Here is a 19,460-nt window from a genome sequence, read left to right on the forward strand (position 1 = left end):
TCAGGGTCAGCCGGCGTTCGGCATCATATGCCGCGCGGGTACCTGCGCCGGGCGATCGGTCAGCGGGCGCCATCCCGCCTCCTGTTCGCGGCGGCGGCAATAGGTCGACAGCCCCATTTCGAGCGCGAGCATCATGTAGATGAACGGCTGGAAGGCGATGCTGACGAACAGCGATCCGATCATATAGGTGATGTGACCATGCTGAAGCGCGGTCGCGAGCGGTGCGATCCACTGCTCCTCGGCGCGCCGTGTCTTGAGGTAACGCCGTCGCAGCTGCTCCATCCGGAAGAGTCCGGTGACGTGCAGGATCAGCCACAGCGCCAAACCGGGATAGCCCTGTTCGCCCAGCATCTCGAAATAGCTGGAATGGAAGGCGCGCGACTTTTCATCGTGCACGGTCGCCTCGGCCGCCATCGGCTGGTTCGGATCATAGGCGCCGCCCGTCGTTTCGACGCGCAGCGAGTTTTGCAAATAGGCGTTGAAGCCGCCGCCGAACGGATTGTCCTTCACATATTCCCAGGTCCACGCCCACACCGCGACGCGCGTCGAGGCGGATTGGTCCGATTTATAGCCCTGGATCGTTTCCATCCGCTGGGTGAAGCTTTGCGGCAGAAAGGGCACGACCGCGAGCGCGAGCAGCGCAGCCCCCGCCATATAGAGGAGCCGATGCTTGACCGCGCGCAGCGACAGGATCGCAAGCACGACAAGGCAGACGAGCCCGGTGCGCGCCTGTGTCCCGACGGGCAGCAGCGCACAGGCAAAGACGAGCGCGAAGCAGAAGAGCGACACGCGCCAGTCGGGCGGGAAGATGGTGCCGTGGCGGCGATACCAGAGGATCAGCGGGATGATCGATATGCCGACCGCCGACATGATCGACCCTTCGTAAAGGCCGTAATTTTCAGCGAGCAGCAGTTGCAGCGAGCCATATCCGCCGCCGCCGCCCGCCGTCTTGATCCCGCCCGCGATCGCGATCGCGCCCGCCGACAGGAGCATGATGACGATCAGCGCCTCGATACGCAATTTGGTGCGCAGCGTGAGGGGCAAGAAAATCGCCCAGACCAGCGCCTTCCACACCCAGCTCCATTTGTCCGCGGCCTCGACCGGAAAGTCGGCGTTGATCGTCGTCATCCAGCAATAGAACATCAGGATCAGCAGAAGGATTTGCCGGCCCGACCACCGTGTATCGCGCTTGTCATCGGCTACCAGCCAGCCCACGATCGCAAGTCCGAAGACGATCAGCGAGACGGGGATCGAGTTGATCAGGAAATAGCTCAAACGCTGCGGCGCGACGATGTCGATGTAGCAAAAGCAGAGTATGAACAGGAACGGCTTGCGAAAGCCGATCCCGATGAAGGCAAACAGAAAGGCGACGAACGCGATGTCACGCATCGGCGCGGACATCCGGTTCGGCGCGTTCGGCGTCGCGGCGCTGTTGCCATAGCTGTCGCGGGCTCACCTCGCGATCGAGATCGTCGCGATAGAGCAGGCGCCAGAGCGCAATCGCCATCAGGACGTGAGTCAGGGCAATGGAAAAATTGTCGACCATATAAGGTGTTGCCTACGCTATCTGGGTTGACGCCGCGTTAAGCCTTGTCTGCGAAAGACCTGCTCGATGACCCGAATTTTGCACGTTCTCGACCATAGCCTGCCCGCGCATAGCGGCTACACCTTTCGCACGCGCGCCCTGATGAAGGCGCAGGTGGCGAAGGGATGGGAGGTCGCGGGCGTGACCGGCGTGCGCCACCCTGAACCCGGCGCTGATGGCGAAACCGTCGACGGGCTGACTTTCTATCGCACCCCGCCGATCGCGTCCGCGCCGCCGCCGATCCGCGAATGGCGCGAGATCGGCGCGCTGGCGAAGCGCGTCGAGGCGTTGGCGAAAATATGGAAGCCCGATGTACTCCATGCGCATTCGCCGGTGCTCGACGGGCTCGCGGCGCTGCGCGTCGGCAAGAAGCTGGGCATTCCGGTCATCTATGAAATTCGCGCCTTTTGGGAGGATGCGTCAGTCGGCAACGGTACGGGGCGCGAGGGTAGCTTGCGTTACTGGCTGACCAAACAGCTTGAAACGCATGCGGTGAAATCGGCCGATGCGGTGGCGGTGATCTGCGAAGGGCTGCGCGGCGACTTGATCGCGCGCGGGATCGACGCGGACAAGATCACCGTCTCCCCAAATGGCGTCGACCTTGAGCTGTTCGGCGATCCGCCGCCACGCGACGATGCGCTTGCCGACGCGCTGGGTCTTTCCGTCGACGACGCGATCATCGGCTATATCGGCAGCTTTTACGACTATGAGGGCATTGACGATCTGATCGCCGCGATGCCCGCACTCGTCGCTGCGCAGCCGACGGCGCGCCTGCTCCTTGTCGGCGGCGGCCCGATGGAGGCAGCGCTGAAGGCGCAGGCAGCAGCATCGCCGGCCGCCGAACATATATATTTCGTCGGCCGCGTGCCGCACCAGGAGGTCGAGCGTTATTATTCGCTGATCGATATCCTTGCTTATCCGCGCAAGAAGATGCGGCTGACCGACCTGGTAACGCCGTTGAAGCCGCTCGAGGCGATGGCGCAGGGCAAGCTGGTGGCAGCGTCCGATGTCGGCGGGCACCGCGAACTGATCGAGGATGGCGCGACGGGGACGCTGTTCGCGCCCGACGACCCTGCCGCGATCGCCGACGCGCTCGCCAAGCTGCTGGAAAATCGGACAATGTGGCCGGACCGGCGACGCACGGCGCGTATTTTTGTCGAAAGTCATCGTAACTGGTCATCAAACATTTTACGTTACGAGCCAGTTTACCAGCGATTGTTGCGCGACGCCTGAGTGCGGCGCCTGTAAGTGAAGCGGATGGCCCGCCGGGGCCGATGGATTTGAAACGATATGGAAGAGACGAGCGAGAACCGGGCCAAGACGACGGCGATCGCGCTGCTGCGCGCGCTTCAGCCCGCGATTCCGGCGGTGATCGGCGCTGCGGCGCTGACCTTTCTGTTCGCTGCGGTCATGCCCTTTTCCTGGGTTTCGGCGATTAGCTGGAACCTTTATCTCGACCGCCTCTCCGACCTGTTCGTCCAGCCTATCGGCAATGGCGGACGGCTTGCGCTCGCGTTCGGCATGTCGGCATTTGCCGCGGTCATCGCGGGCCTTGTCGCACTTGTGATCGCAAAGCCCGAAGCGGCAGGGCTGTCCGCGCTGCGCAATCCTTTCCGCCGCGCGTCGACGGTGGCGGATGACGACGAGCCCGTTCTGACGCGCCGCCGCGTCGACGTACATCCCGACGACCCACCGCGCCCGCCGATCCGTGCGGGCCGCGACCTGCCCGCGGGCGGGCTGGGGCCGGTGCGATCGCCCGGCGCCTATGAAGCTGCCGAATTCGACCCCTGGCCCGGCAAGGAAGCGGCCGAAGCCGAGGACGAACTGGTGCTCGCCGATCTTGCACCCGAAGAGGAATTCGAGGGCGAGGCGCCCTGGCTGCAACCCGCCGAGATGACGTCGCCGCCGCCGATGCCAGATCCCGCCGACAAATCGCTCGGCGCGATGGTCGCGCGCTTCGAGGCGGGGTTGACCCGGCGTCGGCAGGCTACGCCTCCTTCGACGGCGGCCATCCCGGTCCCCGAAGCCGCGAACGCCGAAGAGCAGGAGCTCGAGGTCGATTTCGCGCTCGAGGCTGCGCTCAGCACGCTTCAACGCATGACGCGCCAGTCGGTAGGCTAATCCTCGACCGTCAGGATTTCGATCCGCAGCATATCCGGATTCGCTTCGCACTCGACCACGACATCGGCGACAATATGCCCCGGCAGCGACCATTCGATCGCGCCGAGCCGGTCGTGCAGTGCACGGCGCACCATCTCCGCATCGCCCGTCGTCAGCGTGCAGGGGAATATGTGACGTGCGCCGACGAAGCTCGCGCTCGCCCACGGGCGAAAGGTCGAGGCGCCGGGTGTAATCCCTTCCTGTAATTCGCGCATGAGCAGGCGGCGCAACCGCCGGTGCGGACAGCCGGGGCGCGGCGGCCGTGCGGGGGACCAGCGCATCATGCTGCTACTCCCGCCTCTAGCCGGCGCCCGGCACGCGTCCGGCGGTCGCCGCACGGCGCGACCTGGCCCGCTCGGCAGTCCGCGCGCCATTTGTTCATGAAATGTTCCACACGGCATATCAATTCGCGCCCCGGTTCGCGCCCGCTCCGGAGGTCGGCGACAAGGCGTGGATCGCGAACCGCGGCGCGGCCGAACACGCTCGGCGGCATCGCCGATTCTTTCAGAAAGGCGTCGATCCGTTGCAACAGGCTGCGCTCCATCATTTCCTCCCGATTGGCTCAAAACCGGGCGACTCACCCGATAGGATATTTCCTATTTGATGCCGCATTTCCTGCTTGTCTAGGAAAAATCCTCTTGCTAGGAACGAAATAGGAAGGACCAGCCCCAAGCGACCCATGGCCGACTATGTTCAGGATCCGCGCGCCGCGCTCGACCGTCTCTTGACCGACAAGGGGATCGACTATGCGCGCCTGTCGCAGGTGATCGGGCGCAATCCTGCCTATATCCAGCAATATATAAAACGCGGCTCGCCGCGGCGGCTTGCCGAACAGGACCGGGCGCGCATCGCGGCCTATCTTGGCGTTTCCGAAGCGCTGCTTGGCGGCCCGGTGCAGCGCGTCGCCACCGCGGCGAGGGGTCGGGGTCCCGGCATGATATTGGTGCCGAAGCTTGCGATCGGTGCGTCGGCAGGCGCTGGGGCGAGCGTCGATGGCGAGCCGGTGGAAGGTGAGGTCGCGTTCGACCCCAAATGGCTGCGCGAGCTGGGCGCCGATCCGCGCGCGCTCAGCATCATTCGCGTCGAGGGCGATTCGATGGCGCCGACACTGAACGATGGCGACGACATATTGGTCGACGGCGGCGACGCTGCGGCGCGACTACGCGACGGCATCTATGTGCTGCGCATGGACGATGTGCTGATGGTGAAGCGCGTCGCGCGCTCGCCGGGCCAGGGGCGCATCTCGGTGATCAGCGACAATCCGCATTATCGCAGCTGGGATGACCTGCCGATGGCGTCGGTGCAGTTGGTCGGCCGTGTCGTATGGACGGGCCGGCGGGTGCGATAAGCGGCTTAGCGCGGGGCCGCCATCAAGGCTTCGATCTCATGCTCGAGCACTTCGGCGCGCTGGCATTGGTCTTCGTTGCCGTCACGGCATTTTTCGGCCGCCTTGTCGCGCTGGCGCGACAGCTTGCCCATCTGCTCCTCGCGTTTGCGCATTTCGCGCCCGCGGTTGCGGTCCGCTTCGTCCTGGCTGGTGGTCGACCAGTCGGCGACCTGGCCGACGGCTTTGACCGGAGCCGTGACCACGGTCTTCACCGCGCTGACGCAACCGGTGAGCAATGGCGCGGCCATGACCGCAATGATGATAGCGCGCATTTCATTCTCCTCACCGACGCCGCGCAATCGCATAATCCTCTCGATCTGAACAGGATATTGCGACGGGGTGACGTGACACTTCGGCCATGTGTCACATCACTGAAATAAATGGTTAAATTCGTGTTTACCAAGTCGTTCTAGGTCGGGGCGCGAACGGTCGCAACATGAAGAGAGTCGAATGAACGCCATGGGATATGCCTTTACGCCAGCGTCGGGCCACGCGTCCGCGATCGGCGCCGATGCGCATATGTCCGAGGTCATCGACCTGTTCCGCGGCAATCCGCAGCTCCGCGCGCTTGCGGTGATCGATGGCGAAGACCGGCCGGTGGGGATCATTCGCGAACAGCGCGTGCGCGAGCTGTTGTTCTGCCCCTTCTGGTTTTCGCTGATGCAGAACCCGACGATCGGCGGTTCGATCGCCTCGATGATCGAACAATGCCCTGTCGCCGACGTGACGCGATCGACCACCGATTTATTGCGTATCGTCGCGCAATCGCCGGGGCAGCAGGAATTGATTCTCGTGCGCGCAGGGCGTTTCGTCGAGACGCTCGACAGCGGGCAACTCGCGAAGCTCGCGATGCTGCGCGACGTCGAAGTCGCACAGGAACGTGCGGCGCGCGCGACGCATATCGACGATGCCGGGCGGCGGTTCCAACAGGAGATAAGCGCGCTTACCGAACGGCTGTCCGAGATGGCGCGCAAGGTCGAGACAGTCGCCGCCACCTTGTCCGAACGCGCGCAGCAAACGGGGCGCGACGCAGTCACCGTCGCGGGCGCGACGGCGCAGACGCTTGCCGGACTGCAGGACCTTGGCGACCGGGGTCATGCACTCGCCGCGACGATGGCGAGGATCGTCGACGACGGATCGCGCGCACGCGCGGTCCGCGGCGACGCGCACCGCAAGATCAAGCTTGCGAGCGAGCGGGCTGTCGCGCTGAAAGCGGCGAGCCAGTCGATCGAGCAGATGCTTGCCCTGATCATCGACATGGCGAGCCGGACCAACATGCTGGCACTCAATGCGGGGATTGAGGCGGCGCGTGCCGGCGATGCCGGCCGCGGCTTTGCCGTGGTAGCGTCGGAAGTGAAGACGCTGGCCAGCCAGACGCGGTCCGCCGCCGGCGATATCACCCAATATGTCGACCGCATCCGCGATATTGTCGAACAGGTCGCGGCGGGGTTTGTCGAGGTCGAGAAGGCGATCGACGCGAACAACGGTTTTTCCGATGCAATCGACCATGCGGTCGACGGGCAGAGCGCGACGACGCTGACGATTGCCAGCTATGTCGAACAGGCCGTCTTTGCGGGCCGCGAGATCGACGCGCGCGTCCGTGAGATCGGATATGGCGCGAGCGCGGTCGGCGACGGCGCGCAGTCGCTGGGTCAATTGTCCGCCGGGCTGAGCGAGGCCGCATTGTCGCTGCACCAGCGCGCGCGCAACTTCGTCGAAACGGTCGCTGCGGCCTGATTCATCGCGCTCGGACAAGGGCTTGCCCGACGGCGCAACCCTGATAGGATGAACCCCGCGCCGGAGGCGTCTGAGGCCACCGGCGGGGAGGAGGGTCATCATGACGAATATCCAAAAGGGTCTGGCCGAGTTTATCGGCACGTTCTGGCTTGTGTTCGGCGGCTGCGGCAGCGCGGTCCTCGCTGCGGCATTCCCCGATGTCGGCATTGGATTGCTTGGCGTATCGCTTGCCTTCGGCTTGACGGTCGTCACCATGGCTTATGCGATCGGGCATATTTCGGGCTGTCACCTCAACCCGGCGGTCACGGTGGGGCTGTGGGCGGGTGGGCGTTTCGACGCGCGCGATATTCCGCTCTATGTCATCGCACAGGTGCTGGGCGCGATCGTCGCGGCCTTCCTGCTCTTCTATGTCGCCAGCGGCAGTCCTGCCTATGATCTCGCCACCAAAGGCCTTGCCGCCAATGGTTTCGGCGCGGGTTCGCCGGGAGGCTATGACATCTGGTCGGGCTTCATTATCGAAATCGTGCTGACAGCCTTTTTCCTGTGGATCATCATGGGGGCGACCGATGGGCGTGCGCCAGCGGGCTTTGCGCCGATCGCGATCGGCCTTGCACTGACGCTGATCCACCTCATCTCGATCCCGGTTACGAACACCTCGGTCAACCCGGCGCGCAGCACCGGCCCGGCGCTCGTCGTCGGCGGCATCGCCCTTCAGCAACTATGGCTGTTCTGGGTCGCGCCGTTGATCGGCGGGGCGATCGGCGGCCTGCTTTACAAGACGCTAGGCGCCGACAGATTCCCGAAACCGAATATCGAGGGCGAATAATCGCCGATCCGGCGGGGGCCTGGGGCCTCCGCCGGCCTTATTTCAGCAGGTCGACCGCAAAGGCGCGCACTTGGTCGGCCATGTCGGGGCGCGCCAGCGCGACCGCGAGATTGGCCTGGATATATCCGGCCTTCGATCCGCAGTCATAGCGCGCGCCGTCGAAGGTGACGGCGTGGAAGGGCAGGTTGCCGATCATCGTCGCCATCGCATCGGTTAGCTGGATTTCGCCGCCCGCGCCCTTTTCCTGGCGTTCGAGTAGCCGCATCACTTCGGGCTGGAGGATATAGCGGCCCGAAATGATCAGATTCGATGGCGCTTCGGCGACCGGCGGTTTTTCGACGAGGCCGCGGACTTCGGTCAGCGCCCCGTCGCGCGCGCCGGGCGCGATGACGCCATAGGAGGACACCTGCTCGTGCGGCACTTCGAGCACCGAGATCAGGTTGCCGCCGACCTTTTGATACGCATCGACCATCTGCTTCATGCAACCAGGCGAGCCGTGCATGAATTCGTCGGGAAGGAAGATCGCAAACGGCTCGTCCCCGACGATATCGCGCGCGCACCAGATGGCATGGCCCAGGCCCAACGGTTCCTGTTGCCGCACATAGGCGCAGGCGCCGGGGCCGAGGCGGGTCGGTTCGAGGACGGACAGATCCTTGCCGCGTTCCGACATCGTCTTTTCGAGTTCGAAGGCGACGTCGAAATGATCCTCGATCGCGCTCTTGCCGCGACCGGTGACGAAGATCATCTGTTCGATCCCCGCCTCGCGCGCTTCGTCGACCGCGTACTGAATCAGCGGCCGGTCGACGACAGGCAGCATTTCCTTGGGGATCGCCTTGGTCGCGGGCAGGAAGCGGGTGCCGAGACCGGCGACGGGAAAGACGGCTTTGCGGATCGGTTTCATACGCGAGGGCTTAGCGGCGAACTTCGATCAAGAAAAGGGCGCGGACTGCGCCGCGCGCCGCGTCACTGCGGCGTGACGATCACGACGACGCGCCGATTGTCCTGCCGCCCCTCCGGCGTTGCGTTGCTCGACAGCGGCAGGGTCTCCCCGCGGCCGACGATCTGATCCGCGGTAAACTGCATGCCGCCCGCCTGCATCGGCCCCGCGACGGCCTGCGCCCGCGCCTGCGACAGCGTCAGATTATAGGCCGAGGTGCCCGTCGAATCGGTGTGACCTTCGATCCGCGCGGTCGGGATGCCGACCGCGACGAGTTTCGCGGCGATATCGGTGATGCGCTGTTGCTGCTCGGGCGTCACGCTGCTCTCGTTCGATGGGAAAAGCAGTCGTTCGGGCATGCTCAGCATCCAGCCGGGGCCGGTTTCGACGAAGCCCTGCGACTGGAGGACCGCAATCTGCGCGGCGTTGAAACCGGTCATTGGCGGCACGCTTTGGCACGCCGCGAGCAAGGCGGCGAAGCCGATGAGGAAGAGGGTCCGGATCGATCGGGGGAAATCAAGGTTCACGGCGTCACTCCGTTTGTCATCAGATGGAACGGTTGGTCAGCTTGTCGGCATACATCGCCGCGTCGGCGGCGGTCAGCAGCGCGGTGGCGTTGCTGCCATCGTCGGGAAAGACCGCGACCCCGACGCTGACCGCCGCGCGATAGGTCGCGCCGCCCGGCAGCGCGATGGGCTGCGACACGCAGGCGCGGATGCGGTTTGCGAGATCGTCGGGAACGGCTTCGCTGTCGAGCGGGTCGATGAGGACGATGAATTCGTCTCCGCCGATCCGCGCAGCGAAATCGCCCTTGCGAAGCGTGTCCTTGATGCACGACGACAGCGCCACGAGCACGGTGTCGCCCGCCGCATGGCCGAAATTGTCGTTCGCCGCCTTGAAATTGTCGGCGTCGATGAAGAGCAGGGCAAAGCGGTCGCCGCGGCCCTCCGCCACCTGGATGCGCTTCGTCAGTTGCTCGTCGAAGGCAGCGCGGTTCGGCATCGCGGTCAGCGTGTCATGCGAGGCGCGGTGCGCGAGCATGGCGCGCTCGCTTTCCATATGGCCCTGCCACCCCTGCAATTCGTCGAGCAGCGAATTGATGTCGCCGCCCAGCCGGTCGAGTTCGGCAATGCCAAGCGGCTTGACCCGCTTGTCGAAGCGCCGGTGCAGCCGCACGTCGTGGGCGACGGTCGCGATTTCGTTGAGCGGCTTGACGAGTTCATATTCGAACCGCCGCGCGAGGAAGATGGTGCCGAACGCGGTGATGAGCAGGCAGCCGAGGCCGGCAAGCAGGCCGAGGCGGACATAATCGACCAACGTCGAGCTGTCGCCCCACACCTCGATCTTGCCGATCGCCGATCCGTTGCGCTGGACGGTGACGGCAAAGGGGCGGGGGAAGAAGATGCGGGTCAGGATCGGCGCCGGATCGGCGACGGGCGAGGTCCATTCGGTGACCGGCCGGCCGACGTCGTTGAGCACGCGAAGCCGGGCGATCCCGGGAATGCGAGTCAGCGGCTCAAGCCCCTCGCGGACCGCCTGCGGATCGTTGAATACCAGCGCGGGTTCGACGCCATAGGCGCCGAGCTGTGCGGCGAGTTCCATATTGCGGTCGGCATAGCCGCGCAGCGCGGTGACACCCGCGAGCAGGATGGTCAGGCCCGAGAGCGCGACTGCGAACAGTGTGATGCCGAAATGAAAGCGCGACAGCAGCTTTTGCAGCGTCGTGCGGGCGCCGATCCGTTCGACGGGGGGCGGGGTGGCTGCTGGGCCGGTCATGACGTCCCCCCTTCGCCGACGCCAATCCGTAACACGCGCGGGTCGATCCGGAGTGGGCCGCGACCGATCGCGTCGATATTGACCGAAAAGCTGAGGCTTCCCGCCTTGTTGTTCAGGCAGAACATCGCGCCATAGATGCAGGCGGCATCGTCGTCGGTGATGGTGAGGACCGGGCGCCCACGCACCCAGGCGATCAACTGCCGGCGGTCGGCAACGGGCATCCGGCCGAGAAACAGGATATCGCAGTCGGGGTTCACGGCGGCCGCGGCGATCCGGCGAACCGTGACCGAACCGGGGCCCGGCACATCAGGGGCCATGCGATCGGCCAGTCGCGGCGTTCCGACCATGCACATGATGCGTCCGGTCGGCGGCGCGGCGTCGGGCCAGCGCGCATAGCTGACAATGCCGCCAACCATCCGGTTGACGGCGCGCGTCATTCCGCCGTTGCTGTCTTCGACGATTGTCTGGCTTGCGGCCTGCGCCGCCATGTGCGGTGCCGTGACCAACGTGCCAATCAGAAACAGTGATGCCAGCACCCGGCAGCGCCCCCAACTGCGTTTCAGGGGCATCCTGCCCCAGCGAAGGCGCGTCCGCTAGTCAAAACAATTGGAAAGTCAATGAAAACTGACGTCATGCGGCCATCTTGCAACAGCGGCCGCATGACTGGTCGAACGATTACGCGCTACGCAAACGATCACTGAATCCTTTGCGCAATTTGGCCAGTTTCGGCGGGATGACCGCCATGCAATAGGGATTGCGTTGACCTTCGCCTTCCCAATAGGCCTGATGATAATCCTCTGCCGGATACCATTCGGACGCGCTCTCGATCGTGGTGACGATCGGTGCGGGCCAGTCAGCGGCCGCACGATCGATCCCCGCACGCGCCGCATCGGCCTGCGCCGCATCGAGCGGGAAGAGCGCGCTGCGGTACTGGGTGCCGATGTCGTTGCCCTGGCGGTTGAGCGTCGTCGGATCGTGCGTTGCAAAATGAACGTCGAGCAGGTCGTCGTATGAAATGACGGCGGGGTCGAATGTAATGCGAATCGCTTCGGCATGGCCGGTATCGCCGCCGCACACCTGCTTGTAGGTCGGGTTGGCGACCGATCCGCCGATATAGCCGCTCTCGACGCTCTCGACGCCTTCGAGCGACTGGAACACCGCTTCGGTGCACCAGAAGCAGCCTCCGGCAAAAATGGCGGTCTCTTGGGTCATGGGCGTCGATCCTTGTTGGGAAAGGGGGATTGTCCGCAAAATAGGATGTGCGCGCACCTATTCCAAGGGCGCCGGCTCACCGATCAGCGGTGGGCGGAGCGGCTGGCCCGCGGTGCGCGCGGCAGCGACCGCCGCCGCTTCGGCTTCGAGCGCGGCGACGCGTTCGCGCCAGGGCGGGTGTGTGCCCGCCTGGAACAGCGGCCGGCCCTTTCGTTGGCCAAAGCGGGTCCAGAACCGCGCGGCTGACGCGGGGTCGTAACCCGCACCGGCCAGCAGCCACACCGACAGCCGGTCAGCCTCGACCTCAGTCTGTCTGAACAAGCGGGCGTTGCGGCCGAACTGCTTACCGAGCCCGCGATCGACCCCCGCCGCGTCGAGCCGGGCCCGGTGGTGCAGGATATTGTGCGCGAGTTCGTGCGCGATCGCCGCCGCAAGTTCTTGGTCATCGGATGCGAAATCGGCGAGTCCCTGATTAACGAGGACCATTCGCCCATCGGCGACGGCGGCAGGCCTGTCGCTGGTTTCGACACGAAAATCGCTGATGCATCCGGCCACGGGCGTGACGCTGACGATGCGTCCTGCACCGATGTGGAGCGTCAATGGAGTGCCAGCGGGTAGCGCGGCGAGGCTCGTTTCGATCGCGGTGATCCGCGCAAAAGGATGGTCCCCGACGCCGTCAGGGACGGGGGCGCTGCCGATGCCCGTCACCGGCGTGCCGACGGTCATTCCGGCCGATGCAGCAGGAGAGGCTGGCGCGAGCGCGGCAATATAGGCGTGATTATGATCATCCGCGCCATAGGCCGCGAGAGCTTCGGAGCGGCGGTCCGCCGCATAAAGGCGCGGGTCGCCCCATATCCATCCGAACTGCGGCTGGCGCGCCGGGCACCAGGCGGCATTGGCGACCGTCAGGCGAAAGCCGATCGCCGCGACGCGCGCCTCCGTTGCCGCCAATGCGGCATAAGGCGATTGTTCGGCAGGGGCCGCCGCGAAGACGGGCGCAGCCATCGACAGCGACAGGATAAGGAAGATCGATCGGGCGCGGCGCAGCATCGCAATAGCCCTATCAAGGCGCGCCTGTCGGGGCCATGAATTTCCCTTGGCGGCCGGTTTCCGACCTCTTGCCTATCGCCCGGCAAGCGCCGATAGGGCGGGCAATGACGCACGCCTCTGTCTTGCCGGCGCCTGCCGCCCGCCAACCCCGCCCCGCCGCGCTGGCCCGCTGGCTCTGGGCAGTCGCTCTCCTGGTCATCATCGTGGTCGGGGTCGGCGGCATCACCCGCCTGACTGAATCCGGGCTTTCGATTACCGAATGGCGCCCCGTTTCGGGCGTGCTGCCGCCGCTGAGCGAGGCCGGCTGGATCGCCGAGTTCGAGAAATATAAGCGGATCCCGGAATATAAGGCGATCAACCTCGGCATGACGCTTGAGGGTTTCAAGGCGATCTTCTTCTGGGAATGGCTGCACCGCATTCTCGGCCGCCTCGTCGGTATGGCGCTGCTGCTTCCGCTGATCTGGTTTGCATGGCGCCGCGCGATTCCCACCGGCTATGGCTGGCGGCTGCTCGCGCTCGCCGCGCTCGTCGGGTTGCAGGGCGCGATCGGCTGGTGGATGGTCGCCTCCGGCCTCGAATATCGCACCGACGTCAGCCATTTCCGCCTTGCGACGCATTTGCTGACCGCACTGTTCCTGCTTGCAGGGCTGGTGTGGACGGCGCGCGACCTCGATAGGTTGGCGCGCGATCCCGCGGCGCGTCCGGCGCGCCTGACCGGACCTGCGCTGGGGGTCGTCGCGATCCTCTTCGTCCAGTTGCTGCTCGGTGCATGGGTTGCGGGGCTCAATGCCGGCTATGTCGCCAGTAGCTGGCCGTTGATGAACGATCACTTCGTCCCCGAGGGCATCGACTGGGCGGGCGGCGCGTGGCTTGCCCTCACGAACGATCCCTTCCTGATCCATTTTCTCCATCGCTGGTGGTCGTGGATCGCGGCGCTCGCTCTGCTCCTGCTTGCACGCACATTGGCAAAGCGCGGCGCGCGGATCGAGGCGCGGCTGCTCGTCGCCGTCGTCGCGGCGCAGATGCTCCTCGGCATCTGGACCGTCGTGTCGGGCGTGTCGATGTGGGTTGCCGTGTGGCATCAGGTGACCGGTGCGATCCTGGTCGCCATAGCTGCCGCGGGGCTTCACCGGCTGGGTCGCCGGCCGGCATGATATCGGCTCCACGCCGGCGCGGTGCAGGCGCCGGAGATCGCTCCGTGGGCACGCGGGTATCATAATACCTGTCAGCAAAGCCGCGATCTTCTTGACTTTCTGACGCGCTTTCGCCATTGGCCCGCTCCGAAGCGCCGCTTCGTCCATTTGGGACAGGCGGCGCGGTTTGTTTCGGGGCGCTGTTGCTCCGGTCCATATCTGTCAAGGAGCGTGCCATGAAGGCGCTGACCAAGACGACCGTTTCGGCGAATGCCGCCACGGTCGAAAAGAAATGGGTGCTGATCGACGCCGAAGGTCTCGTCGTGGGCCGCGTCGCCTCGATCATCGCCAACATCCTGCGCGGCAAGCACAAGCCGTCGTTCACCCCGCACGTCGATTGCGGTGACAATGTCATCGTCATCAATGCGGAGAAGGTGGCGTTCACCGGCAAGAAGCTGCAGGACAAGCGTTACTACAAGCACACCGGCTATGCCGGCGGCATCAAGGAAACGAGCCCCGCGAAGATCCTCGAAGGCCGTTTCCCCGAGCGCGTGCTCGAAAAGGCCGTCGAACGCATGATCCCGCGCGGCCCGCTCGGTCGCCAGCAGATGCGCAACCTGCGTATCTTCGCCGGGGCTGAACATCCGCATGAAGGGCAGAGCCCCGAAGTGATCGACGTCGCGTCGATGAACCGCAAGAACAAGGTGGGTGCATAATGGCTGACGAACAGACCATGACCGATCTCAAGGATCTCGCCGGCGCCGTCGAAGGCACCGTCGCTGCTCCGGTCTCGAACGCGCCGCTGCGTGAAAAGATCGTCGACAAGCAGGGCCGCGCCTATGCGACCGGCCGCCGCAAGGACGCCGTTGCTCGCGTGTGGGTCAAGCCCGGCACCGGCAAGATCACCGTCAACGGCCGTGACCAGGAAGTCTATTTCGCACGTCCGACGCTGCGTCTTGTCATCAACCAGCCCTTCGGTCTGACCGAGCGCGTTGGCCAGTATGACGTGATCGCAACCGTCAAGGGCGGTGGCCTCTCGGGCCAGGCGGGCGCCGTGCTGCACGGCATCGCGCAGGCACTGACCCGCTTCGAACCCGCGCTGCGCGGCGTTGTGAAGACGGCCGGCTTCCTGACCCGCGACAGCCGCGCCGTCGAGCGTAAGAAATATGGCAAGGCCAAGGCCCGCCGTAGCTTCCAGTTCTCGAAGCGCTAATCAGTTTTCCGTCGACGGACGGACAAGGGAAGGGCGGTCCGGCAACGGGCCGCCCTTTTCCGTTGTGCGTTGAAGAAGCAGGCCGGGTGCCATAGATTGGCGCGATGGTTTTCGACCTTCGCAGAGCCCTCCTGGCCAAGGAGGAAAAGGATTCGGCGCGGCTGATGGATTTCGAATTCCGCCAGCGCGCGCGCAGTTTTCGTTTGCTTGCTGCCATACTCGATATCGACCCCGCGGCGCTGGTGCGCGAAATCGCGCAGCATGACGATCCGGCGATCCTCGATGCGCTCGCGAACGACCTGCCGATGTCGCGCGAGGAGCTTGGTCTTCACTACGCCAGATGCCGTGCCGACGCTTATGCCCAGCTCGTCGGCGAACTGGGCGACCCGACACCGCATCGGCTCGGCTAAAGCAGGTCGAGGCTTCCCAGCGCTAACGCCTGCCGCGCCGGACGTTCGGCCATCACCGCGAACATCTCGTCGCCGCGTTCGGTACGCTCGACGCTCATCGACGCGAAGACGGCCATGAAATAGCCGCTGAGCGCGCCGACGCGATAGTCCGTCCACAGACCCGCCGCGTCGGGCGCTATGCCGCGCCGTTCCAGCGCGGCGATCCAGTGATCGAACGCCGGCCGGTCGGCGGCCGCGCGCTCGAACGGGTCGGCGATGCTGGTTCCGACCAGATAGGCGAGGTCGGTGGCGCCGCTGCCGCGCCCCAGCGTCTGCCAGTCGACGAGCCAGCAGCTCTCGCCGTCGGGGGCGAACAGGATATTGTCGATGCGCAGGTCGCCATGGACGATCGTCCGCGCGGCGGTCTGACGCGAAAGATAGGCGTCGAGCCGCTGGGCGATCCCGGCGCCGAGGTCGAGCACTTCGGGGTCGAGCCGCTCGGCATAGCGTTCGCGAAACCCCGCATAGAGCTGCGGGAACAGCGCGCGGATCACGTCGCCATTGTCGCGTGCAAGCCAGGGCAGCGTGTCGAGCCGCGGATCGTTCCACAGCAGGGCGTGCAGCCCGGCCGCCGCCTCGATGCAGGGAATAAGGCCCGCGAGGCCCAGCCCCGCGAGCTGGTCGCCCTGTCCTGCCGGAGCGAGATCCGAGAGGATCAGGACGAAATCGACATCGTCCTCGGCAATCTCCGCATGGTGACACAAGGGTGCGGCGACGCCGCTCCCCGCCGCGAGTTCGCGGTACCAACTCACCTCTTTGACGTAGGTGCCCGTCAGCTTGGCGATATGGCGGCTGGCGTCATCATGGCTCGGGCATTTGGCGACGACGGTCGATGGCGCGCCCACGTTTCCCGCCCAGTCCAGCGTCAGGCGAAAACTGTCGCACATCTGTCCGGTACCGACCTTGGCGACGGTGAAGCCGCGCAGCGCTTCGGGGGCCTGTCCCAGCGCCCGGGCCAGCCACGCGGGCGACATCGCATCGGGCGAGGTCGGGAAGCTCACCGCGCCGGGTCCATCAGGCCTGACAAGCCGGTGGGTTCATGCGGGCCGACGAACAATTGTTCGAGCACGCCGACCCCGCGATGCGTGGCGGCGCCATCGGCCAGTTCGGCGGTGACCAGCGCCTGGATATGCATCGCCAGCGGATTGCCCCAGCCGCGCTCGGCTTCCGAGAGGCTGTCGTGTGCGACGGCGAGTTCGGGGCCGTGGTCGAGACCGTGGCCCCAGACGGGATGCGTATAGCCGAGCCCGCTCATTGCGAAGACCGGCCCGGCGGGCGTCAACGTCAGCGAGCGACCGTTCCCCAGGTCGGCGATCATCCTGGCGATCCGCCGCGATCCCGCTTGCCAATCGGCGCTGAAGGTAGCGGCGTCGAAATGCCGCTCGGTCCCGCCATCGCCCGCGATGACGGCCCGGCGGTTCCACGGATTTCCGGCGCCGTCGTCGTTGCTGTGAAAGAAGAGCGAGCTGTCTTTGAAATTGCACGGCGTCCACAGCCAGAAGAATTGGGTGAAATTGCCCTCGGGCGGCGGCTGCGGTTCGCTTGCGCCGACGGGCCGTACACCCCAGCTACGGTCCCGCGTGCCCGTCCAATCGGCGCCGACGTCGACGCGCCGGCCATCGACCGACAGCCAGCCCGACCAGCGGCCGTTCTGCGTCATCCGCGTATAGTCCATGAACAGGCGCGTGCCGTTGCGGCGGATGAAACGCGGTTCCTCGATCGGGAAATGGCGGCCAGTGAAGCGCAACTCGCCCGCGAGCGGCCCGTCGTTCGGCGCGATGGTCAGCGTGACGATTTCGAGCGGCATGTTGATGTCGAGCGCGATCGGCCCGACCGACAGATCCAGACGCTCGCCCCCCGATCGCCGGCTCGCGCGAAGGTTATGCTGCACCCCGTCAATAATGACGCAGAAGCTGGCGTCGACGATGCCGAGCTGCGGATAGAAGCCCATCGCCGCGGCGAAGAAGACCGAACCGTCGGGCGAATAGCCGTTGAAGAAATAGCGGTCGTAAAAGTTGCGATCCGTCCCGGCGAACGCAATCGGTTCGCTGGTCTGGTGCAACGGAAAATCGTCGCCTCGTGTCAGCATATGTCCTCATCCCGTTTTTTCTTGCAACGTAACGGGATGACACGCGGCGTCAATGCACCGGTGGATCGACCGGCGGCACCGCCGCAACGGGTGCGACCGGCTCACCGGGTTCGCGCGGCGGCAGCGCGTCGGGCGGGACTTCGTCGATCTGCATATCGGGGGTCGAGACATGCTCGAGGTTGCGCACGCGCACGCCGATCTCCGCGCCTTCGACGGTCAGGTCGTTGAAGCTGGGTGGGGTCGAACGGATGCGCTGCGACAGCGTGCCCGCGCCGATCATGCGGACGGGACCGGCCGCCGTTTCCTTCACCAGGTCGAAGGCATCGTGGACATGGCCGGTGAGCACGGCCGCGACGCCGCGCTCGGCCAGTGCAGCGAGCGCGCGCTCGCCGCCGCGGGTCAGCGCGCGGCCCTTCGTGCCCGCTTCGACCAGCGGGTGGTGCGCGGTGACCAATATCGTCGTACCGCGCGGTAGCGCGTCGATCGCTGTGAGCGTCTTTTCCAGCGCTTGGCGCGTCACCCATCCCTTTGACCAGTCGAGTCGCCATTGCGCACGCGCCGTGGTCTTGAGCGGCACCACCGCGACGCCCGCCAGATCGAGTTCGCGCTCGACCAGCCGCTCGATCCCGCGAATGCGGCGATAGGGATAGAAGAAGCGTTCCAGGGGGTTGAAATAGGGCAGGTCGTGATTGCCGACCTCGACCGTCACCTTGACGTCGAGCGCGCCGATCCAGTCGCACGCCGCAGCGAACTCGCGGCTGCGCGCGCGCATCGTAAGGTCGCCGGTAATCAGCACGGCGTCAGGCCGGTCGGCCCGGACGCAATCGGTGAACCAGCCGAGCGCGGTGCGATCCTCCAGCCCGAAATGCAGGTCGCTGATGTGGAAGAGGCGCGTCATGTGGCAGCGGGCGCCGTGGCGAGGAATGCGAGCGGGCTCGCCTCCAGGCGATAGGTCGCCCCCGACGGCAGTTCGGCGGGTTCGCCGTCGAGAAGCAGGCCAATCGACCCTTTACCCTCGATGACGACTGCGCGGCGTTCGGACAGGTCGACGCTTGGTCCCTCACGAAAATCGCCACCGAGCCAGGCGATCCCGTGGCTCAGGATCGATCCCGCGCTGTCGGTGATCAGCCCCTCGGCAAGGATGCGGTCGGGTTTCGGCGTCAGGTTGATCGCCTGGAACGACTGGTCCGACCCGCGAATGCGCACGCCGTCGCCATGGAGCGTCGCGTCGATCGCTCCGGGGATGGTCTCGGCAAGACCGCTGAGGCTGAGCGAACGGAATTGCTCGCGCACCTCGGCCCATGCGGTCGTCGGCCCGGCGATCACACCGATATAGGCGCGGCCGGCGTCGCTGAGGATGGTCGGCGGATGGACCATGCGCGCCTTGCCCGCGAGCGCGTCCTGCAAGATATCCTCGGGACCGCGATCGCCGTGCAGCGTCTTGTGGAACAGGTTGAGCGTTCCGCCGGGGAGCGGGAGCATCGCGCCGTCCCATGTTTCAAGCTTGCTCGCGGCGGCGTTGAGCGTGCCGTCGCCGCTCAGGACCAGCAGCAGGTCGACGTTCGCATCGTCGAGTATGGCCACTGTCGGCAGTTCGGCGTCCGGAAGTGTGACGGTGCGGACGAGCGGTGTCCCCGCGGCATCGCATATCTCGCTCAAGCGGCCGACGAGAGCCTCGTCGGAACTGCCGCTACGCAGGTTACAAACAAGGGCGGGGCGGGAGAAGGCGTTGGTCATCGCCCTGTCCTACGCGCGAATGCGGAAAAGGTGGCGCGCTTCATTTCACCCTTTCGTCACCCGGACCCTTCGACAGGCTCAGGACAGGCTTGATCCGGGGTGACGAAAAACTGAGATACAGTCCTTTCGCCCCCGCTTGTTCCCGGAACCGCCGCCCTGTAGGGCGCGA

The 19,460-nt window shown here is 65.5% G+C and carries 24 protein-coding genes; 9 read left to right on the plus strand and 15 right to left on the minus strand.

Going from position 1 to position 19,460, the window contains the following annotated elements; translation table 11 throughout:
* Positions 1-6: 6 nt before the first annotated feature.
* Entirely contained in the window at positions 7-1,389 is a 1,383-nt protein-coding gene (locus tag KEC45_RS00865) for a putative O-glycosylation ligase, exosortase A system-associated (protein ID WP_062186861.1), read from the minus strand.
* A complete protein-coding gene (locus KEC45_RS00870) occupies positions 1,382-1,546 on the minus strand; it encodes a hypothetical protein (protein WP_252171310.1) in 165 nt (54 codons plus the stop codon). Before KEC45_RS00870 ends, KEC45_RS00865 begins: the two co-directional genes overlap by 8 nt.
* Before the next feature lie 66 nt (positions 1,547-1,612).
* Here KEC45_RS00870 and KEC45_RS00875 point away from each other — a divergent pair, with 66 nt between their 5' ends.
* Both KEC45_RS00875 and KEC45_RS00880 read left to right on the plus strand, forming a co-directional pair.
* Positions 1,613-2,818 carry a TIGR04063 family PEP-CTERM/XrtA system glycosyltransferase gene (locus KEC45_RS00875; protein ID WP_252171311.1) on the plus strand — a complete coding sequence of 402 codons (1,206 nt, stop codon included), beginning with the start codon at positions 1,613-1,615 and terminating at the stop codon, positions 2,816-2,818.
* A gap of 57 nt (positions 2,819-2,875) precedes the next feature.
* The gene (locus KEC45_RS00880) at positions 2,876-3,706 is read left to right on the plus strand and encodes a hypothetical protein (RefSeq protein ID WP_062185005.1); all 831 of its coding nucleotides are present in this window, start codon (positions 2,876-2,878) and stop codon (positions 3,704-3,706) included.
* Here the strand turns inward: KEC45_RS00880 and KEC45_RS00885 are convergent.
* Positions 3,703-4,029 (minus strand): hypothetical protein, encoded by a 327-nt coding sequence (locus KEC45_RS00885; RefSeq protein ID WP_062185002.1) that lies wholly within the window; start codon positions 4,027-4,029, stop codon positions 3,703-3,705. The two genes, KEC45_RS00880 and KEC45_RS00885, sit on opposite strands and share 4 nt — an antisense overlap.
* A complete protein-coding gene (locus KEC45_RS00890; protein ID WP_062185000.1) occupies positions 4,026-4,289 on the minus strand; it encodes a hypothetical protein in 264 nt (87 codons plus the stop codon). The genes KEC45_RS00885 and KEC45_RS00890 overlap by 4 nt, the downstream gene beginning before the upstream one ends.
* 135 nt (positions 4,290-4,424) lie before the next feature.
* On the opposite strand from KEC45_RS00890, the gene KEC45_RS00895 reads away from it, so the two are divergent.
* Positions 4,425-5,093, plus strand: a complete 669-nt coding sequence (locus KEC45_RS00895) for a S24 family peptidase (RefSeq protein ID WP_062184997.1) — start codon at positions 4,425-4,427, stop codon at positions 5,091-5,093.
* Between the two features lie 5 nt (positions 5,094-5,098).
* On the opposite strand, the gene KEC45_RS00900 is transcribed toward KEC45_RS00895, so the two are convergent.
* Positions 5,099-5,404, minus strand: a complete 306-nt coding sequence (locus KEC45_RS00900; RefSeq protein WP_062186859.1) for a hypothetical protein — start codon at positions 5,402-5,404, stop codon at positions 5,099-5,101.
* Between the two features lie 178 nt (positions 5,405-5,582).
* On the opposite strand from KEC45_RS00900, the gene KEC45_RS00905 reads away from it, so the two are divergent.
* Together KEC45_RS00905 and aqpZ are read left to right on the plus strand one after the other, a co-directional pair.
* Entirely contained in the window at positions 5,583-6,869 is a 1,287-nt protein-coding gene (locus KEC45_RS00905) for a methyl-accepting chemotaxis protein (RefSeq protein ID WP_238586752.1), read from the plus strand.
* 100 nt (positions 6,870-6,969) lie between these two features.
* On the plus strand, positions 6,970-7,695 hold the full coding sequence (gene aqpZ / locus KEC45_RS00910) for an aquaporin Z (RefSeq protein WP_062184994.1): 726 nt from the start codon (positions 6,970-6,972) through the stop codon (positions 7,693-7,695).
* Between the two features lie 37 nt (positions 7,696-7,732).
* On the opposite strand, the gene galU is transcribed toward aqpZ, so the two are convergent.
* The 6 genes from galU to KEC45_RS00940 form a co-directional block, all read right to left on the minus strand.
* Entirely contained in the window at positions 7,733-8,596 is an 864-nt protein-coding gene (gene galU, locus KEC45_RS00915) for a UTP--glucose-1-phosphate uridylyltransferase GalU (RefSeq protein ID WP_252171312.1), read from the minus strand.
* 62 nt (positions 8,597-8,658) lie between these two features.
* Complete coding sequence (locus KEC45_RS00920) at positions 8,659-9,159, minus strand: OmpA family protein (protein WP_062184988.1); 501 nt, start codon at positions 9,157-9,159, stop codon at positions 8,659-8,661.
* Positions 9,160-9,178: 19 nt separating this feature from the next.
* Positions 9,179-10,408 (minus strand): diguanylate cyclase, encoded by a 1,230-nt coding sequence (locus KEC45_RS00925; protein ID WP_062184985.1) that lies wholly within the window; start codon positions 10,406-10,408, stop codon positions 9,179-9,181.
* Positions 10,405-10,944, minus strand: a complete 540-nt coding sequence (locus tag KEC45_RS00930) for a YfiR family protein (RefSeq protein WP_062184982.1) — start codon at positions 10,942-10,944, stop codon at positions 10,405-10,407. The genes KEC45_RS00925 and KEC45_RS00930 overlap by 4 nt, the downstream gene beginning before the upstream one ends.
* A gap of 139 nt (positions 10,945-11,083) precedes the next feature.
* A complete protein-coding gene (msrA, locus tag KEC45_RS00935) occupies positions 11,084-11,620 on the minus strand; it encodes a peptide-methionine (S)-S-oxide reductase MsrA (protein WP_062184979.1) in 537 nt (178 codons plus the stop codon).
* Positions 11,621-11,677: 57 nt separating this feature from the next.
* Positions 11,678-12,670: a M48 family metallopeptidase gene (locus KEC45_RS00940; RefSeq protein WP_062184976.1), complete on the minus strand. Its 993-nt coding sequence runs from the start codon at positions 12,668-12,670 to the stop codon at positions 11,678-11,680.
* A gap of 104 nt (positions 12,671-12,774) precedes the next feature.
* Here KEC45_RS00940 and KEC45_RS00945 point away from each other — a divergent pair, with 104 nt between their 5' ends.
* The 4 genes from KEC45_RS00945 (at position 12,775) to KEC45_RS00960 (ending at position 15,426) form a co-directional block, all read left to right on the plus strand.
* Positions 12,775-13,824: a COX15/CtaA family protein gene (locus KEC45_RS00945; protein ID WP_062184973.1), complete on the plus strand. Its 1,050-nt coding sequence runs from the start codon at positions 12,775-12,777 to the stop codon at positions 13,822-13,824.
* Between the two features lie 215 nt (positions 13,825-14,039).
* Positions 14,040-14,519 (plus strand): 50S ribosomal protein L13, encoded by a 480-nt coding sequence (rplM, locus tag KEC45_RS00950; protein WP_058537036.1) that lies wholly within the window; start codon positions 14,040-14,042, stop codon positions 14,517-14,519.
* Entirely contained in the window at positions 14,519-15,016 is a 498-nt protein-coding gene (gene rpsI, locus KEC45_RS00955) for a 30S ribosomal protein S9 (RefSeq protein WP_062184970.1), read from the plus strand. Before rplM ends, rpsI begins: the two co-directional genes overlap by 1 nt.
* A 104-nt stretch (positions 15,017-15,120) precedes the next feature.
* Positions 15,121-15,426, plus strand: a complete 306-nt coding sequence (locus KEC45_RS00960; RefSeq protein ID WP_062184967.1) for a hypothetical protein — start codon at positions 15,121-15,123, stop codon at positions 15,424-15,426.
* Here KEC45_RS00960 and KEC45_RS00965 read toward each other — a convergent pair.
* From KEC45_RS00965 to KEC45_RS00980, 4 genes are read right to left on the minus strand one after another with little or no spacing between them, the layout of a single operon-like run.
* A complete protein-coding gene (locus KEC45_RS00965; RefSeq protein ID WP_062184964.1) occupies positions 15,423-16,466 on the minus strand; it encodes a phosphotransferase family protein in 1,044 nt (347 codons plus the stop codon). The two genes, KEC45_RS00960 and KEC45_RS00965, sit on opposite strands and share 4 nt — an antisense overlap.
* Positions 16,463-17,554, minus strand: coding sequence for a hypothetical protein (locus KEC45_RS00970; protein ID WP_062184961.1), 1,092 nt, complete (start codon positions 17,552-17,554; stop codon positions 16,463-16,465). The genes KEC45_RS00965 and KEC45_RS00970 overlap by 4 nt, the downstream gene beginning before the upstream one ends.
* A gap of 49 nt (positions 17,555-17,603) precedes the next feature.
* Complete coding sequence (locus KEC45_RS00975; RefSeq protein ID WP_062184958.1) at positions 17,604-18,452, minus strand: metallophosphoesterase; 849 nt, start codon at positions 18,450-18,452, stop codon at positions 17,604-17,606.
* Positions 18,449-19,291: a diacylglycerol kinase family protein gene (locus KEC45_RS00980; protein ID WP_062184955.1), complete on the minus strand. Its 843-nt coding sequence runs from the start codon at positions 19,289-19,291 to the stop codon at positions 18,449-18,451. Before KEC45_RS00980 ends, KEC45_RS00975 begins: the two co-directional genes overlap by 4 nt.
* Positions 19,292-19,460: the final 169 nt, after the last annotated feature.

Source organism: Sphingopyxis sp. USTB-05 (assembly GCF_023822045.1).
Lineage (GTDB): Bacteria > Pseudomonadota > Alphaproteobacteria > Sphingomonadales > Sphingomonadaceae > Sphingopyxis.